The sequence below is a fragment of the Streptomyces sp. CB03234 genome (assembly GCF_001905885.1).
GTDB lineage: Bacteria > Actinomycetota > Actinomycetes > Streptomycetales > Streptomycetaceae > Streptomyces.
This window is the reverse complement of sequence record NZ_LIYH01000001.1, coordinates 1,126,553-1,143,852: the sequence shown is the minus strand read 5'-3', so window position 1 is coordinate 1,143,852 and position 17,300 is coordinate 1,126,553. Positions and strand designations below refer to the sequence as shown.

The 17,300-nt window shown below is 71.4% G+C and carries 15 protein-coding genes; 6 read left to right on the top strand and 9 right to left on the bottom strand.

What is annotated here, in order from left to right; translation table 11 throughout:
* Positions 1 to 2 precede the first annotated feature (2 nt).
* The 4 genes from AMK26_RS37220 to hisD are packed head-to-tail and all read right to left on the bottom strand — an operon-like array spanning position 3 to position 3,182.
* Positions 3 to 170, bottom strand: coding sequence for a hypothetical protein (locus AMK26_RS37220; RefSeq protein ID WP_198943991.1), 168 nt, complete (start codon positions 168 to 170; stop codon positions 3 to 5).
* On the bottom strand, positions 167 to 760 hold the full coding sequence (gene hisB, locus AMK26_RS05145) for an imidazoleglycerol-phosphate dehydratase HisB (RefSeq protein ID WP_058941846.1): 594 nt from the start codon (positions 758 to 760) through the stop codon (positions 167 to 169). Before hisB ends, AMK26_RS37220 begins: the two co-directional genes overlap by 4 nt.
* On the bottom strand, positions 757 to 1,866 hold the full coding sequence (locus tag AMK26_RS05140; RefSeq protein ID WP_073752335.1) for a histidinol-phosphate transaminase: 1,110 nt from the start codon (positions 1,864 to 1,866) through the stop codon (positions 757 to 759). The genes hisB and AMK26_RS05140 overlap by 4 nt, the downstream gene beginning before the upstream one ends.
* Positions 1,863 to 3,182, bottom strand: a complete 1,320-nt coding sequence (hisD, locus tag AMK26_RS05135) for a histidinol dehydrogenase (protein WP_073752333.1) — start codon at positions 3,180 to 3,182, stop codon at positions 1,863 to 1,865. The genes AMK26_RS05140 and hisD overlap by 4 nt, the downstream gene beginning before the upstream one ends.
* Positions 3,183 to 3,342: 160 nt before the next feature.
* Between hisD and AMK26_RS05130 the strand changes: the two genes are divergently transcribed.
* The 4 genes from AMK26_RS05130 (at position 3,343) to ybaK (ending at position 7,462) form a co-directional block, all read left to right on the top strand.
* The gene (locus AMK26_RS05130; RefSeq protein WP_073752331.1) at positions 3,343 to 4,953 is read left to right on the top strand and encodes an oxidoreductase; all 1,611 of its coding nucleotides are present in this window, start codon (positions 3,343 to 3,345) and stop codon (positions 4,951 to 4,953) included.
* A gap of 113 nt (positions 4,954 to 5,066) precedes the next feature.
* On the top strand, positions 5,067 to 6,149 hold the full coding sequence (locus tag AMK26_RS05125) for a hypothetical protein (RefSeq protein WP_073752329.1): 1,083 nt from the start codon (positions 5,067 to 5,069) through the stop codon (positions 6,147 to 6,149).
* Positions 6,150 to 6,154: 5 nt separating this feature from the next.
* Positions 6,155 to 6,895: an LON peptidase substrate-binding domain-containing protein gene (locus tag AMK26_RS05120; RefSeq protein ID WP_073752327.1), complete on the top strand. Its 741-nt coding sequence runs from the start codon at positions 6,155 to 6,157 to the stop codon at positions 6,893 to 6,895.
* 18 nt (positions 6,896 to 6,913) lie between these two features.
* Positions 6,914 to 7,462, top strand: coding sequence for a Cys-tRNA(Pro) deacylase (gene ybaK / locus AMK26_RS05115; RefSeq protein WP_443333140.1), 549 nt, complete (start codon positions 6,914 to 6,916; stop codon positions 7,460 to 7,462).
* Between the two features lie 381 nt (positions 7,463 to 7,843).
* Here ybaK and AMK26_RS05105 read toward each other — a convergent pair whose 3' ends face one another.
* From AMK26_RS05105 to AMK26_RS05090, 4 genes are read right to left on the bottom strand one after another with little or no spacing between them, the layout of a single operon-like run.
* Positions 7,844 to 8,488, bottom strand: a complete 645-nt coding sequence (locus tag AMK26_RS05105; RefSeq protein WP_073752321.1) for a DUF2567 domain-containing protein — start codon at positions 8,486 to 8,488, stop codon at positions 7,844 to 7,846.
* Positions 8,489 to 8,522: 34 nt separating this feature from the next.
* Positions 8,523 to 9,359 (bottom strand): ABC transporter permease, encoded by an 837-nt coding sequence (locus tag AMK26_RS05100; protein ID WP_073752319.1) that lies wholly within the window; start codon positions 9,357 to 9,359, stop codon positions 8,523 to 8,525.
* A 13-nt stretch (positions 9,360 to 9,372) separates the two neighbouring features.
* Positions 9,373 to 10,344 (bottom strand): ABC transporter ATP-binding protein, encoded by a 972-nt coding sequence (locus tag AMK26_RS05095; RefSeq protein WP_198944007.1) that lies wholly within the window; start codon positions 10,342 to 10,344, stop codon positions 9,373 to 9,375.
* Positions 10,345 to 10,382: 38 nt separating this feature from the next.
* On the bottom strand, positions 10,383 to 11,747 hold the full coding sequence (locus AMK26_RS05090) for an NYN domain-containing protein (RefSeq protein WP_443333139.1): 1,365 nt from the start codon (positions 11,745 to 11,747) through the stop codon (positions 10,383 to 10,385).
* Between the two features lie 232 nt (positions 11,748 to 11,979).
* On the opposite strand from AMK26_RS05090, the gene AMK26_RS37215 reads away from it, so the two are divergent.
* On the top strand, positions 11,980 to 12,153 hold the full coding sequence (locus AMK26_RS37215) for a hypothetical protein (protein ID WP_198943990.1): 174 nt from the start codon (positions 11,980 to 11,982) through the stop codon (positions 12,151 to 12,153).
* Between the two features lie 89 nt (positions 12,154 to 12,242).
* Here the strand turns inward: AMK26_RS37215 and dnaE are convergent, their stop codons facing one another.
* On the bottom strand, positions 12,243 to 15,782 hold the full coding sequence (gene dnaE, locus AMK26_RS05085; RefSeq protein ID WP_073752315.1) for a DNA polymerase III subunit alpha: 3,540 nt from the start codon (positions 15,780 to 15,782) through the stop codon (positions 12,243 to 12,245).
* A 180-nt stretch (positions 15,783 to 15,962) separates the two neighbouring features.
* Between dnaE and AMK26_RS05080 the strand changes: the two genes are divergently transcribed.
* Complete coding sequence (locus AMK26_RS05080) at positions 15,963 to 17,288, top strand: DUF2252 domain-containing protein (protein WP_073752313.1); 1,326 nt, start codon at positions 15,963 to 15,965, stop codon at positions 17,286 to 17,288.
* Positions 17,289 to 17,300: the final 12 nt, after the last annotated feature.

Genomic DNA, 17,300 nt, shown 5'->3' with positions numbered 1-17,300 from the left:
ACTCATTCCCAGATTCCCTGAAGCCGCAGGACGCCCGCGAGCAGGCACATCACCGAGGCGATGGTCAGCAGGACGATGAGCCCCTTGGGCATCTTCTGCTTGCTGAAGGAGTACACGCCTCCCGCCAGGAAGAGGCCGACGACGATCAGGATGGTCGAAAGACCCGTCACAGCGCGCCCTTCGTGGAGGGCAGGATCCCGGCCGCGCGCGGGTCGCGCTCCGAGGCGTACCGCAGGGCGCGGGCGAGGGCCTTGAACTGGCACTCCACGATGTGGTGGGCGTTGCGCCCGTACGGGACGTGGACGTGCAGCGCGATCTGGGCCTGGGCGACGAACGACTCCAGGATGTGCCGGGTCATCGTCGTGTCGTAGGAGCCGATCATCGGCGCCATGTTCTCCGGCTCGGTGTGCACCAGGTAGGGGCGGCCGGACAGGTCGACGGTCACCTGGGCGAGGGACTCGTCCAGCGGCACGGTGCAGTTGCCGAACCGGTAGATGCCGACCTTGTCGCCGAGCGCCTGCTTGAAGGCGGCGCCGAGCGCGAGGGCGGTGTCCTCGATGGTGTGGTGCGAGTCGATGTGCAGGTCGCCGTCGGTCTTGACCGTGAGGTCGAACAGTCCGTGGCGGCCGAGCTGGTCGAGCATGTGGTCGTAGAAGCCGACGCCGGTCGCCACATCGACCTTGCCGGTCCCGTCGAGGTCTATCTCGACGACGACGGACGTCTCCTTGGTGGTGCGCTCGACCCGTCCTACGCGGCTCATGAGCTCTGCTCCTTCTTCAGTGCGCGAACCGCATCCAGGAACGCGTCGTTCTCTTCGGGTGTGCCGGCGGTGACCCGCAGCCAGCCCGGTACGCCGTTGTCACGGACCAGGACGCCCCGGTCGAGGATCTGCTGCCAGACGGCGTGAGCGTCCTCGAACCGTCCGAACTGGACGAAGTTGGCGTCGGACTCGGTCACCTCGTAGCCGATGGCCCGCAGCTCGGCGACCAGCCGGTCCCGCTCGGCCTTCAGCTGCTCCACGTACCCCAGCAGCGTATCGGTGTGCTCCAGGGCGGCGAGCGCGGTGGCCTGGGTGACGGCCGACAGGTGGTACGGCAGGCGTACGAGCTGCACGGCGTCGACCACGGCCGGGTGGGCGGCCAGGTAGCCCAGGCGCAGGCCGGCGGCGCCGAAGGCCTTGGACATGGTCCGGGAGACCACCAGGTTGGGGCGGCCCTCGATCAACGGCAGCAGCGAGGGACGGTGGCTGAATTCCACGTACGCCTCGTCGACCACGACCAGGGACGGCTTGGCGGCCTGCGCGGCCTCGTACAGCGCCAGGACCGTGTCCGCCTCGACGGCGGTGCCCGTGGGGTTGTTGGGGGAGGTGATGAAGACGACGTCGGGGCGGTGCGTGGCGATGGCGGCCGTGGCCGATGCCACGTCGATGGTGAAGTCGCCCTTGCGCGGCCCGGAGATCCAGCCTGTCCCCGTCCCGCGCGAGATCAGACCGTGCATCGAGTACGAGGGCTCGAAGCCGATCGCGATGCGGCCGGGTCCCGCGAAGGTCTGGAGCAGCTGCTGGATGACCTCGTTGGAGCCGTTGGCGGCCCACACGTTGGCGAGGCCGACCTCGTACCCGGTCGTACGGGTGAGGTAGGCGGCCAGTTCCGTACGGAGCTCGACGGCGTCCCGGTCGGGATAGCGGTTGAGCGTACGGGCGGCGTCCCGGACGCGCTCGGCGATCCGCTCGACGAGCGGCTCGGGCAGCGGGTACGGGTTCTCGTTGGTGTTGAGGCGTACGGGTACGTCGAGCTGCGGCGCGCCGTAGGGCGACTTGCCGCGCAGCTCGTCGCGGATGGGCAGGTCGTCGATACCGATGGTCACCGCGGCACCTTCCATCCGAACCGGGCCTTGATCGCCGCGCCGTGCGCAGGCAGGTCCTCCGCCTCCGCGAGGGTCACCACGTGGTGGGCCACCTCGGCGAGCGCGTCGCGCGTGTAGTCGACGATGTGGATGCCGCGCAGGAACGACTGCACGGACAGGCCCGAGGAGTGGCAGGCGCAGCCGCCGGTGGGCAGGACGTGGTTGGAGCCCGCGCAGTAGTCGCCGAGCGAAACCGGCGCCCAGGGCCCGACGAAGATCGCGCCCGCGTTACGGACCCGCGCGGCCACGGCCGTGGCGTCGGCGGTCTGGATCTCCAGGTGCTCGGCGCCGTACGCGTCGACCACCCGCAGGCCCTCCTCCAGGCCGTCGACCAGCACGATCGCGGACTGCTTGCCGCGCAGCGCGGGCACGATCCGGTCCTCGACGTGCTTGGTGGCGGTGACCTGCGGCTCCAGCTCCTTCTCGACGGCCTCGGCCAGCTCGGCGGAGTCGGTGACGAGGACGGCGGCGGCGAGCGGGTCGTGCTCGGCCTGGCTGATCAGGTCGGCGGCGATGTGCACCGGGTCGGCGGTGTCGTCGGCGAGGACGGCGATCTCGGTCGGGCCGGCCTCGGTGTCGATGCCGATCCGGCCGGTGAAGTACCGCTTGGCGGCGGCGACCCAGATGTTGCCGGGGCCGGTGACCATGTTGGCGGGGGCGCACGACTCGGTGCCGTACGCGAACATGGCGACGGCCTGGGCGCCTCCGGCCGCGTACACCTCGTCGACGCCGAGCAGGGCGCAGGCGGCGAGGATCGTCGGGTGCGGCAGGCCGCCGTGCTCCTTCTGCGGCGGGGAGGCGAGGGCGATGGACTCGACGCCCGCCTCCTGCGCCGGTACGGCGTTCATGATCACGGACGAGGGGTAGACGGAGCGGCCGCCCGGCGCGTACAGACCGACGCGCTGGACCGGAACCCACTTCTCGGTGACCGTGCCGCCGGGCACCACCTGGGTGGTGTGCTCGCCACGGCGCTGCTCGCGGTGGACGATCCTGGCGCGCCGGATCGACTCCTCCAGGGCGGCGCGGACGGCCGGGTCGAGCTCCTCCAGCGCGCGCGTGAGCGCGGCGGCCGGAACCCGCACCTGGTCCAGGGCCACACCGTCGAACTTCTCCGCGTAGTCGATCAGCGCCGCGTCTCCCCGATGATGCACGGCCTCGCAGATCGGCCGCACCTTCTCCAGGGCGGCTTCCACGTCGAACTCGGCACGGGGCAGCAGGTCGCGCAGAGCGCCACCCTTCGGGAGGGCGTCGCCGCGCAGATCGATTCGTGAGATCACAGGTCAATTCTCGCAGACGGTTTCCCGGGGCCGGACGTCCGTATCACTGGCTGATACACGCCACGGCCGCCCGGGATTGTCACACCTGACCGTTAGCGTTCAGTCCGTCACACAGCGGGAAGAACTGCAGTACGAAACAGGGGAAGCGGAGGGGGCGGCAGTGACCGAGCCGCACGACGACGACGTACCGGACGACCTGACCCCGTCCGAGGTGGGGATGTGGCAGGCGTTCCGGATCGGCGCCACGTATGACCTGAGCGCGGGCAACGCGATGCTGGACGATCCCTTCTCGCCGCGCGTCTGGCCGCCGGAGCGATGCGTGCGGGCGGACAAGGTGGCGTTACTGCTGCTGGACGGGCCGCCCGCGCTGGCCGGACGGGTCTCGGCACTGAAGCTGCGGGGGGTGCAGATCACCGGGACGCTGGACCTGGCGGGCGGCACGGTCGGTCCGTACGTGGAGCTGCACGGCTGCCGGTTCGAGAACGAGGTGGTGCTGCCGGAGTCGCGGTTCACCACCCTGCGGATGGTCAAGTGCGCGATACCGCGGCTGGAGGCGGCGCGGCTGCACACGGAGGGCGATCTGCACCTGCCCCGCTGCCGGATCGACCACGGCGTGCGGCTCACGGACGCCCAGATAGGCACCGACCTGCTGATCAGCCAGATCCATGTGGGGCCGGACCGGCGCGGCCGGGCGATCGTCGCCGACGGGATGTCGGTGGCGCAGGACCTGACGGCGGAGCTGATCGAGACGCACGGCGAGTTCTCCCTGCGCGGTGCGAAGGTCGGCGTCTCGCTGAGTCTGCGCGGCAGCAGGCTGCGGGGCGCGGAGGGCCGCCGGGCGCTGAACGCGCCGCAGCTGACCGTGGAGCGGACGCTGTACATGACGTACGCGTGGGTGAGCGACAGTACGGGGAACGCGGCGGGCGCGACACCGCCCGGTGGGCTGGCCAACTTCAACACGCCGATGCGCGGCACGCGCGTGCAGCCGTTCGAGTGCCGGGGCGGGGTGCGGCTGGACGACGGCCGGTTCGGGGACGCGGTGGACTTCCACCACGCCCGGTTCCTGCTGTCGTCGGAGCGGCGGGAGGAGCTGTCGCTGCGCCGGATCGTCACCCCTGAGCTGCGTTTCAACGGCGAGCGCCCGGAGGAGGGCCGGGTGGTGCTCAACGGCGCGAAGGTGGTGACGCTGATCGACCTGTCGACCAGCTGGCCGGGGCCCGGCGGGCTGGCGATGGGCGGGTTCGTGTACGAGAACCTCGTGCCGTACGGGCACTTCCCGCTCACCCGCCGCCTGGAGTGGGTGGCGGCGGCGACCCCGGAGTTCGCCCCGGAGCCGTACGAGCGGCTGGCGACCGTGCTGCGCAACAGCGGCGAGGACGCCGACGCGCGGGAGGTGCTGCTGGCCAAGCAGCGCCGGCGGCGCGAGACGCTGCCGCTGGCGGCGAAGATGTGGGGCTACATCCAGGACTGGACGGTGGCGTACGGCTACCGGCCGGGCCGGGCCGCGCTGTGGATGGCGGTGCTGTGGGCCGCGGGGACGCTGGCCTTCTCGCGGTGCGATCCGCCGGCGATCAAGCCGGGCGAGCATCCGCACTGGAACGCGGCCCTGTACGCGCTGGATCTGCTGCTGCCGGTGATCAATCTCGGCCAGGACGGGTACTGGCGGCTGGGAGGCATATGGCAGTGGGCGTCGACCGCGCTGATCCTGCTGGGCTGGATCCTCGCCACTACGGTCGCGGCCGGTGCCTCACGTCTCCTGCGGCGCAGCTGACACACCCGTACACCGCTTTCTTTACGTTCTCTTGGCATTCGTCCGTGCAACCATTCCGCCGCTACCAAAGCTTCACAGCAGCCCTCTGGCGCGGCTCCGACCTGCGGTTTTCAATGGTCCGCACCATGTCATTGCTCCGTGCCCTGCTCAGCACCGCGCGCGCGGTCCGGCAGACTCCGCAGCTCGCACCCGACGGGCTGCCGCCGGACCACGCGGTGCTGCTCGACGCGCCGGACGAGCGGCTCGCCCCGGCGCTGGTCGCCGCCGCGCTCGGGGACCACGAACCGGCCGCGAAGCTGCTGGCCGCGACGCGCGGCGCCGCCGAGTGGGAGAGCCGTGACCGGTACGTCACGCGGCTCGCCGCCTTCGCGCACAGCCGGGACGCGTGGCTGACGGGCTGGCTGGCGGACGCGCCGCACGACCCGGACGCGCTGCTGGTCCGGGCGGAGGTCGCGGTCCGCAAGGCGTGGGAGTCCCCGGCGCGGGCCGAGCGGCTGCGCGAGCTCGGGCCGTTGATCGACGCGGCGGCCGATGCCGCGCCGCGCGATCCGGTGCCGTGGCGGCTGGCGCTGGACCACGCGCGGGGCACGCACGCCACGCACACCGTCTTCGAGACGCTGTGGGAGCAGGCCGTGCGCCGCGCCGCGCACCACTACGGGTGTCATGTGGCCGCGCTGAAGTACCTGTCGACGCAACGGCGCGGCTCGCACCGCGAGTGCGTCGACTCCCAAGTCGACTCCCGCGTCGACTCCTGCTTCGACTTCTGCTTCGACTTCGCCGAGCAGGCCGCCGCCGACGCGCTGCCCGGGTCGCTGATAAAGGCGCTGCCGGTGCGGGCGGCGTTCGCCCGGCTGACGGCGGGCGGTGAGGCCGGTTCCGTACCGGAGGACCGGGTGGACGCGGCGGCGGACCTGGCCATCGAACTGTCCGGGCGGTACGCGGTGGCCGACCCGTGGCCGGCCGAGGTGCGCAACGTGCTGGTGTACGTGCTGGTGGGGCGGGCGCGGTGGGCGGCGGCGCTGGACCAGTTCCGGCTGATCGGCCCGTACGCGACGTCGTTTCCGTGGTCGTGGGGAAGCGACGATCCACTGGGCCGGTTCCTCGACGCACGCCACGGCGTACGCCTGGAAGTGGCCGCGAGCGTCCCGCTGCGCGGACGGGCCGGACGCGGCCGTTCGGGCGGCCATTACGCTTGACCGCTGTGACCACCGCTCGCCTGCCACTCTTCCCGCTGAACGCGGTGCTGTTCCCGGGCCTCGTGCTGCCCCTGAACGTCTTCGAGGAGCGCTATCGCGCCATGATGCGCGAGCTGCTGAAGACCGACGAGTCGGAGCCGCGCCGCTTCGCCGTCGTGGCGATCCGCGACGGGCGTGAGGTCGCGCCCACCGCGCCCGGGCTGCCCGACCAGACCGCGCTGCCGGAGAAGGGCCCCGCCGCAGGCTTCGGACCTGACCCGATCCAGGCGTTCCACCGGGTCGGGTGCATCGCCGACGCGGCGACGATCCGGGAGCGGGAGAACGGCAGCTTCGAGGTGCTGGCGACCGGGACGAAACGGGTCAAACTGCTGTCGGTCGACGCCAGCGGACCGTTCCTGACGGCGGAGCTGGAGGAGCTGGAGGAGGAGCAGGGCGACGGGGCCGGCGCGCTCGCCGAGGGGGTCCTGCGGGCGTTCCGCGCCTACCAGAAGCGGCTGGCGGGAGCGCGCGAGCGGTCCATGACGGCGAGTCAGGAACTGCCGGACGAGCCGTCGGTCGTCTCCTACCTGGTGGCCGCGGCGGCGGTACTCGACACCCCGGCCAAGCAGCGGCTCCTCCAGGCACCGGACACGGCGACGCGGCTGCGCGAGGAGCTGCACCTGCTGCGCGCGGAGACGGCGGTGCTGCGGCACCTGCCGTCGTTGCCGGCGGTGGACCTGACCCGTGCGCCGACGAGCCCCAACTGACGCGAGGAGCACGAGACGTTGGCGAAGAAGCCCAAGAAGCAATCAGAAGGGGCGCGCGAAGCGCATCCGAAGAAGGGTGGTGGCGGGCGACGGGCGGGCGGCACCCCGGCGACGGTGGCGCTCACCGCCGCCGGCACACCCTTCACGGTGCACGCGTACGACCACGACCCCGCGTCCCCCTCGTACGGCGAGGAGGCCGCCGAGGCCCTCGGGGTCTCGCCCGACCGGGTCTTCAAGACCCTCGTCGCGGACGTCGACGGCGAGCTCACGGTCGCGGTCGTCCCGGTCGCCGGCCAGCTGGACCTGAAGGCCCTCGCGGCGGCGGTGGGCGGCAAGCGCGCGACGATGGCCGACCCGGCGGCGGCGGAACGCACGACGGGGTACGTCAGGGGCGGGATCTCCCCGCTGGGCCAGCGCAAGCGCCTGCGTACGGTGCTGGACGCGTCGGCGTCGACGCACGACACGATCTGCGTCTCGGCGGGGCGCCGGGGCCTGGAGGTCGAGCTGGCCCCGTCGGATCTCGCGGCTCTGACGGACGCGGTGCTGGCGCCGGTCGGCCGCGCGTAACCCCTCGACGGCGGTCCCGTCCTCGGCCACGACCGCGGGAACGCCGTCGGAAGGGACCGCCCATGTCTGCCCGGTGCCGCGGCCCGGACACGCTTCTCCGAGAAGATCCGGGTGACCCCGGCCTCGGTGAGCGAGTCCAGTTGCGCGTCCAGAGACTGCCGCGTGGTTGAGTGACGCGGTCATTCTCGTCCGGGACCGGGACCGCTCGTGGGGGGTTCAGGCAGCCAGTCGCGGGTCGGGTCGTACTCCAGCCACCGGCTTCGCCGTGCTTCCTCGGCGCAGGCAGCGGCAAGGCGGTTCAGTCCGACCGGTCTCCTCCGGAGCGGCGCCGCTGGCCACGCGCCCCGAGGCCTGGGGCGGGGCGCCGGTTCGGGCATGCCGTCAGGGCTGGGCGTCCCAGTCCGGTTCCGGGTCGCGGGGGCCGAAGAGGCCCGTGAGGGCCAAGTGGACGAGCATCGCCGCCACCGGCCACGCCAGTACCGCCCCGTGCGCCTTGAGCTCCAGCGGCGCGTCGAACGTGACGCCCGCGCCGACCGCCCGGGCGTGCTCGGCGACGTCGTGCGCGGGGCCGAGCAGCGTGCCGACGCCCCAGCCGAGCAGCGAGCCCAGCAGGCCGCCCAACGCGAGGCCCACCACGATCGCGATGCCGCCGTGCCGGTGGAACCAGAAGACGACCGCCGCGCTGAGCGCGCCGAAGCCGAGGGCCAGCAGGGTGTACGTGCCGTCGGCGCCGACCGCGCCCTCGCCCTCCGTCTGCTTGAGGAACACCGCCCTGCCGTCCGAGACGAGCGGGATCCGGGGCGCCAGCCACAGCCACAGCAGGCCCAGCGCGATCCCCGCGAGCATCACCGCGAGCAGGACCACGGCACCCTGGCGTACCTCCGTGGCCACGTCCGGCGCGTCGCCCGCGTCCGACGAGGACGAAGACGAGGACGAGGACGAGGCGGACGGGTACGGCGGCGGCCATGCGGAATCGTGCGCGTCCTGCGGGGACGGCCGGTGCGGCGGAGTCAGCGGTGCGGTCACCCTGCCATCGTGCCAGGCGTCCCGGTGCGGTGCCTCACCGGACCGCCGCCCGCCGGTACGCCCATGTCGCCACGGCCAGCGAGACGACGCCGACCACCCCGCAGACCACGAGGTCCAGGCCCACGGCCGCCCAGTCGGGCCGGGCGTCGAACGTCCGGGCGAGCGCCTCGACCCCGTACGTCGACGGCAGCAGGTCGCGTGCCCACCCGATGGGCTCGGGCAGCCGGTCGGCCGGCAGCACGCCCAGCAGCAAGGCGGCCGACATGCCGAGCTGACCCAGCAGGGTGGCGAGTTCCTGCCGCGGCGCGAGCAGCCCGAGCGCCGCGCCGAGCCCGGCGAGGGCGGCTCCGGCGAGCGGGACGACCGCGGCCAGGATCCACAGGTGGGTCAGCGGCAGCTGGAACAGGACCGAGCCGATGACCGCCGTCACCACCGTCCCGGGCACCGTGAACGAGGCGTACGCGCCGGCCGCGCCCAGCACCACGGCGGCGGGCGGCACCGGCAGCGTGGCGTAGTGGTCGAGCCCGCCGCTCGCCCGCAGCTGCCCGAAGTACTGCGCCAGCAGGTTCAGCGCCACGAAGGCGACCACCAGCACCGACGAGCCGGCGACGACCGCCCGCGCCTCCGCCCCGCCGTCGACGACGCCCCGCATCAGGACCATGATCCCGACGGACTGGAAGGTCGCCACGAACAGCAGCGGGATACGGGCCACCCGGGCCCGCGACAGCTGTGCCCGGTAGACGGCGGCGAGCGCGGGCAGCAGCCGCGCCCGGGGCGCGAGCGGCGCGGCGCCGACCGCCGCCGGCTCGTCGGCCTGCGCGGCGGCGACCGCGCCGGACGGCAGAGCGGCCTGTGCGGGAACGATGCTCAACGGATGCTCCTGTTCATGCCTTGACCAGGCCCTTCGTCTCGCCGCCCAGCGCGAGGTACACGTCCTCCAGGCTCGGTGTCGCCAGCGTGAAGTCGTCGAGCGCCGCGAACGCCGCGCCGCCCGTCACCGCCGCGACCGCCGCCCGTGCCTCGTCCGGCGCGAGCCGCAGCACCCATGTACGCCCCGACTCCTGCGCAGACCCGCGCAGCGCCGCCACCTCGGGCACGTCCAGCGGTGCCCGCTCGCGCCACACCAGCTCCACCCGCACCTCGCCCGCCACGCGCTCCTTGAGCCCCGCCGGGGTGTCACAGGCGATGACCCGCCCGCGTTCCAGCACGGCGACCCGGTCCAGTACGGTCTCGGCCTCGATGACGTTGTGGGTGACCAGCAGCACCGTCGTGCCGTGCTGGGCGCGCCGCCGGTCGACCGCCGCCCACACGGCCCGCCGGGCGACGGGGTCCATGCCGGTGGTCGGCTCGTCGAGGATCAGTACGGGCCGCTCCCCGACCAGCGCGGTCGCGAAACAGGCGAGCCGCCGCTGTCCGCCGGACAGTTTCTTCAGGGGACGCCCGGCGAGCTCCGCCAGGCCCAGCTCGTCCAGTACGGCGTCCCGCTCGGCGCGCGCGTCGCGGGCGGCCAGGCCGCGCAGCCGTCCGGTGGTCTCGGCGGCGAGCGCGACGGTCAGCTCGTCGAGCGCGGTGGATTCCTGTCCGAGGTAGCCGATGAGGCGCGAGGCGCGCTCGGGGTGGCGTACGAGATCGTGGCCGAGCACCTCGACGGTGCCGGAGTCGGGCCGCATCAGGCCGGTCAGCTGGCGTACGAGGGTGGACTTGCCGGCGCCGTTGGGGCCGAGCAGGCCGAAGATCTCACCGCCGCGCACGTCCAGGGACACTCCGTCGGTGGCGCGCACCTCGGGCGTCGCGGGCCTCCCGCGCCTGCCGCGCGTGGCGGGGTACGTCTTGACCAGCTCCCGCACCACGCACACCGTACTCACGAGGGATGAGCCTAAAGGGTCGCCCTGCCCTATTCGCCCACGGGGGCGCGCTCGGCCGCCGCCCGTACGTCGATCTCGCGCCAGAACCCGGCCCTGATCGCGTACCGGTCGTGCTCGTCGATCTGGTCGTCCTTGTGGGCGAGCAGGCCGAACCGCGCCGCGTACCGCAGCAGTTCGCCGTCGATGCGGTGCGGGATCCGCGGGTACATGGTGGACAGCTTCTGTACGTGGGCGGGGTCGGGGAGCCGTTCCATCCAGCGCCGGGCGAAGACCTGGCCGACCTCGAAGGGGTCGCCGCCGACCGTGGTGATGTCCTCCTCCCGGTCGGCCCAGCGCTGCTCGGCGCTGGTGAGCTGGGCGAGCGTGGGCAGCGAGGCGGTCTCTGGCGGTTCGCCGACCGTGGCGCCGGGGCGGTCGATCCAGCCGCGGTCGGAGGACCAGCGGAGGGTGGCGTTCGCGGGCTGGGCGGCGGCTGCCGGGCCGGCGGCGGGCTGGTGGCCGGGGGCGCGCAGGGCGGCCAGGTCCTTGGGGGTGGGGACGCCGCCCTTGCTGCCGCCGGCCGAGCCGGGCGCACAGGTGCCGTCGGTGCCGTCGGTGCCGGCCCCGCCGCCCTCGCGGGGCGCGCCGTGGACGGACGTGCCATGGACGGAGGTGCCATTGACCGGCGTGCCATTGACGGACTGTGTGCCGGTGACGGACGGCGTCCCATTGACGGAGGCCGCCGCGGCGGCGGCTTCGGCGGCGCGCTCGGCCGAGGCGGCGAGGGCGGACTCGGGCAGCGGGGCGGAGAGGATCGCGGCGATCTCGGGGCGCGGGGCGGGGGGCGGCGAGCAGGTCCCGGTCAGCTCCTTGGCCCGTACGGCCCGGGTGATCCACTCGCGGTCGAGCACGCGGCGTTCGTCGGCCTCGGCGACCAGGTCCTCGGACTGGTTGTAGTCGCCGTCGGCGGCCTGGACGGCCCACAGGTGGACGGCGACGCCGTGTTCCTTGGCGGACATCAGACCGGGCAGCAGGTCACCGTCGCCGGTGACCAGCACGATGTCGGAGCAGGCCCGGTTGCGGGCGAGTTCGGTGAGTTCGGCGTGCATGGCCGCGTCGACGCCCTTCTGGGCCCAGCGCCCGTCGCTGCGGGTCAGGGCGCCCAGCCGGACGGTGACACGCGGCATGACGCGCAGCCGGCGGTGTTCCGGCTGGGGTACGCGGTCGGGGGCGCCGTCGAACCAGTAGATGCGCAGCAGCGGCTGCTGGGTGTCGGCCTCGGCGCGTTCGCGGAGGCCTTGGATGAGGGCGGTGTGGTCGACGGTGATCCGGGAGCGGGCCGGTTCTCCGGCGAGAAGGCTGGCGGCGGCTCCCAGCAGGTAGCCGGCGTCCACCAGAACGACGCAGCGGTCCACGTGTTCCACCCTCTTTCGGGAACCTCGGGATCGGAAGTTGCTTCGGGTTTCCTTCGAGTCTGCCCGACTGCCGGAGGGTTAACGGCCGGAACTGGATCATCGGCGTGGCGGATCCCCTCAGCCCCGCGCGAGGACGGCCGACTACCGTCCGCAATGATCCAAAATGCGCGTGTTGTGTACGTATGTGAGTCTGGCAGCGGCCCTGGCCCCTACACCCCACGGAGGCATCACCATGGCCAAGAACAAGAAGTCGGACCGAAGTCAGCAGAAGGCGTCGTCGGCGGAGCGCGGCGCGGAGCAGGCGAAGCACTCCTCGATGGAGGCGCAGGCGGAGCACCGGATCTCCCAGGTGACGCCGGCCGATGTCGCCGGCAAGGGGCGGCAGAAGCGGTTCGGCCACAACTGACGCCACTGCCCGGCCCCGCGTATGCCGGAAGGGGCGCACCCGTGACGACGGGCGCGCCCCTTCCGCCTGCGTGAAGGAGTCAGCAGGCGTCAGCCGGCCAGGCAGGACGGGCCGAGCAACACCTTCAGGTCGCCGAAGAGCGCCGGGTCGGGCTGGACGCGGTGCCGGTCGAGCCGGAGCACGGTGGTCTTCCGCGGCCCCTGGAGCTTGATCCGTACCTCGGTGTTGCCCTTGTGGTGGCTGAGGATCTCGCCGAGGCGGCTGATCATCGGCGGGGTCACCTTGACCGTGGGGATGGTGACGACGACGGGCGCGTTGGTGCCGGCCGACGACAGGTCGGGGACCATCAGCTCCATGGCGACCAGCCGCGGCACGTCCTCGCGCTTGTCGAGGCGGCCCTTGACGAAGACCACGGTGTCCTCGACGAGCTGGGTGGACACCAGTTGGTACGTCGCGGGGAAGAACATGCACTCGATGGAGCCGGCGAGGTCCTCGACGGTGGCGATGGCCCACGCGTTGCCCTGCTTGGTCATCTTGCGCTGGAGGCCCGAGATGATGCCGCCGATGGTGACGACCGCGCCGTCCGCGTGCTCCCCGCCCGTGAGCTGGGAGATCGCCGCGTCGGTCTTGTCGGACAGGACGTGCTCGATACCGAAGAGCGGGTGGTCGGAGACGTACAGGCCGAGCATTTCGCGCTCCTGCGCGAGGAGGTAGGACTTCTCCCACTCGACGTCGGAGAACTCGACGTCCAGTCCGAAGCCCGGCTCGTCGCTGGTCTCCTCACCCATGCCGCCGAAGAGGTCGAACTGTCCCTCGGCCTCCTTGCGCTTGACCGCGACCACGTTGTCGATCATCGGCTCGTGGTGGGCGACCAGGCCCTTGCGGGTGTGGCCCATCTCGTCGAAGGCACCGGCCTTGATGAGCGACTCGATGGTGCGCTTGTTGCAGACGACCGCCTCGACCTTGTCGAGGAAGTCGGGGAAGGAGGTGTACTTCCCCTTCGCCTTGCGGCACCGGATGATCGACTCGACGACGTTCGTACCGACGTTCCGCACGGCGGAGAGGCCGAAGAGGATGACGTCGTCACCCTGGGCGGCGAAGTTCGACTCGGACTCGTTGACGTTGGGCGGGAGCACCTTGATGCCCATGCGGCGGCACTCGTTCAGGTAGACGGCCGACTTGTCCTTGTCGTCCTTGACCGAGGTGAGCAGCGCCGCCATGTACTCGGCGGGGTGGTTGGCCTTGAGGTACGCCGTCCAGTAGGAGACCAGTCCGTACGCGGCGGAGTGCGCCTTGTTGAAGGCGTATCCGGCGAAGGGGACCAGCACGTCCCACAGGGCCTGGATCGCCTCGTCGCTGTAGCCGTTCTTCTTGGCGCCGGCCTGGAAGATGGTGAAGTTCTTCGCCAGCTCCTCGGGCTTCTTCTTGCCCATCACGCGGCGGAGGATGTCGGCCTCGCCGAGCGAGTACCCGGCGATGATCTGGGCGGCCTTCTGGACCTGCTCCTGGTAGACGATCAGGCCGTGGGTGACGCCGAGGACCTCCTTGAGCGGCTCCTCCAGCTCGGGGTGGATCGGGGTGATCTCCTGCTGGCCGTTCTTGCGCAGCGCGTAGTTGGTGTGCGAGTTCATGCCCATCGGGCCCGGCCGGTAGAGGGCCGAGACGGCGGAGATGTCCTCGAAGTTGTCGGGCTTCATCAGCCGCAGCAGGGACCGCATGGGGCCGCCGTCGAACTGGAAGACGCCGAGGGTGTCGCCGCGCTGGAGCAGCTCGAAGGTCGTCGGGTCGTCGAGGGGCAGGCTCAGGAGATCGATGTCGATCCCCTTGTTGGCCTTCACCATCTTGACGGCGTCGTCCATGATCGTGAGGTTGCGCAGGCCGAGGAAGTCCATCTTCAGCAGGCCGAGCGACTCGCAGCTCGGGTAGTCCCACTGCGTGATGGTGACGCCGTCGGTGTGCCTCACCCAGACGGGGACGTGGTCGACGATCGGCTCGCTGGACATGATCACGCCGGCGGCGTGCACGCCCATCTGCCGGACCAGGCCCTCCACGCCGCGCGCGGTGTCGATGACCTTCTTCACATCCGGCTCGTTCTCGTACATCGCCCGGACCTCGCCCGCCTCCGAGTAGCGGGGGTGGGAGGGGTCGGTGATGCCGGAGAGCGGGATGCCCTTGCCGAGGACGTCGGCGGGCATGGCCTTGGTGATGCGGTCGCCCATCGCGTACGGGTAGCCCAGCACGCGCGCGGAGTCCTTGATCGCGTTCTTGGCCTTGATCGTGCCGTACGTGCCGATCATGGCGACCTTGTCCTCGCCGTACTTCTCGGTCACGTACCTGATCACCTCGACGCGCCTGCGCTCGTCGAAGTCGATGTCGACATCGGGCATAGAGACGCGCTCGGGGTTGAGGAAGCGCTCGAAGATCAGGCCGTGCGGGATGGGGTCGAGGTCGGTGATGCCCAGCGCGTACGCCACGATCGAGCCGGCCGCGGAGCCTCGGCCGGGGCCCACCGCGATGCCCTGGTTCTTGGCCCACATGATGAAGTCGGCGACGACGAGGAAGTACCCCGGGAACCCCATCTGGATGATGACGTCCATCTCGTACTCGACCTGCTGCTGGCGGTCCTCGGGGATGCCGTCGGGGAAGCGGCGGTGCATGCCGCGCTGGACTTCCTCCTTGAACCAGCTGACCTCGGTGTGCCCCTCGGGGATGTCGAACTTCGGCATGAGGTCGCGCTTCTCGAACATGCCGGTGGTGTCGATCTGCTCGGCCACCAGGAGCGTGTTGGCGCAGCCCTCCTGCCAGGCGTCCGAGGAGTCGATGGCGTACATCTCGTCGGTGGACTTCAGGTAGTAGCCGGTGCCGTCGAACTTGAAGCGGTCGGGGTCGGAGAGGTTCTTGCCGGTCTGGATGCACAGCAGCGCGTCGTGGGCGGTCGCCTCGTGCGCGTACGTGTAGTGCGAGTCGTTGGTGACCAGGGGCGGGATGCCGAGCTTCTTGCCGATCTCCAGCAGCCCGTCGCGGACCCGGCGCTCGATCTCGATGCCGTGGTCCATCAGCTCCAGGAAGTACCGGTCCTTGCCGAAGATGTCCTGGTACTCGGAGGCCGACTTCAGGGCCTCGTCGAACTGGCCGAGGCGCAGCCGGGTCTGGAGCTCGCCCGAGGGGCAGCCGGTGGAGGCGATCAGCCCCTCCGACCACTTCGCGATGGTCTCCTTGTCCATACGCGGCCACTTCTGCAGCCAGCCCTCCTTGTACGCGTCGGAGGAGAGCCGGAACAGGTTGTGCAGGCCGGTCGCGTTCGCCGCCCAGATCGTCTTGTGGGTGTAACCACCGGAACCGGAGACGTCGTCCCGCTTCTGGTGCGGCTGGCCCCACTGGATCTTGCGCTTGTTGCGGCGCGACTCGGGGGCGACGTACGCCTCGATGCCGATGATCGGCGTGACCCCCGCCTTCTGCGCCGAGTGGAAGAAGTCGTACGCCCCGTGCAGGTTGCCGTGGTCCGACATCGCGATGTGCGTCATGCCCATCTCGTTGCAGGCGTTGAACATGTCCTTGAGCCGCGCGGCACCGTCCAGGAGCGAGTACTGGGTGTGCACGTGAAGGTGCGTGAACGGCGGCTTCGACACGGCTGCTGCCTCCGGCGGTCGGGGATGGGGGACAGCTCGGAAGTCTACGTCGCCCCACTGACAACGACCGGGCACCTGGGAGTACGGTCGCGCGTTGAGACGGACGGAACACCTGTCCGTTTTGTTGTGTACGAACCCACGTACAAACCCACGCACGCCCGCACCAGGAGGCACCCCGCGATGTCGGTCCCCCAGCCCACCGCCGAGGAGCGCGGTGAGCAGATCCTCTCCGTCTTCGGCACCGCCTTCGGCGAACTCCTGGCCGCCGACCCGGCCGCCTTCCGGGTCAAGTTCCGGAAGATGGCCGGCTCGGCCTTCGCCTTCTACCGGGGCACGGCCTGCCTCTTCTACGCCGACCTCGAACGGGAGCGGCACGGCGGCCCGTACCTGGACGAGCGGACCGGGCGGGTGTGGATCCACGGCGATCTCCACGCGGAGAACTTCGGCACGTACATGGACGCCAACGGGCGGCTGATCTTCAACGTCAACGACTTCGACGAGGCGTACGTCGGGCCCTTCACCTGGGACCTGAAGCGGCTGTCGGCGTCCCTGGCGCTGATCGGCTACACCAAGGCGCTCAGCGACCAGCAGATCACCGAGCTGGTGCGGATCTGCGCCGCCGCGTACCGGGAGCGGATCCACGCCCTGGCGACGGGCGCCAAGAACGACGAGGTGCCGCCCTTCACCCTCGACACGGCGGAGGGCCCGCTGCTGGACGCGCTGCGCGACGCCCGGTCGCTGACCCGGTTCGGGCTGCTGGAGTCGATGACCGAGATCCGTGACTTCGAGCGCCGGTTCGCGGCGGGCGGCGGGGCCATCGAGCTGGACGCGGCGACCCGCTACAAGGTGCTGGCGGCGTTCGACGGGTACCTGGAGACGCTGCCGGAGTCGAGCCTGGCCCGGCCCGACTCGTACCGTGTGAAGGACGTGGTGGGGCGGCGCGGCATCGGCATAGGGTCGGCCGGGCTGCCCTCGTACAACATCCTCCTGGAGGGCAACAGCGACGCCCTCGAGAACGATGTCGTGATCTACATGAAGCAGGCGCAGACCCCGGCGGTCTCGCGCCATCTGACGGACCCGGCGGTGCGCGCCTACTTCCAGCACGAGGGGCACCGTACGGTCATCTCGCAGCGCGCCCTCCAGGCGCACGCCGACCCGTGGCTGGGCTGGACGGAGCTGGACGGCGCGGGGCAGCTGGTGGCGGAGGTCTCGCCGTACGCCGTGGACCTGGACTGGTCGGACATCGACGACCCGGAGGAGATCGCGGCGACCGTCGCGGACCTCGGCCGGGCGACGGCGACGATGCACGCGGCGGCGGACGACGAGAGCGGGCACTCCCTGGTGCCGTTCTCCACGGAGCGGGCCATCGACGCGGCGATCGCGGCGGACGAGGAGGGCTTCGGGGAGCTGCTGGTGGACTTCGCGCACAGCTACGGCGCCCGGGCGCGGGCGGACCACCAGATCTTCGTCGACCTGTTCCGCAACGGCCGCATTCCCGGTCTGTAGGCACGGCCGGAT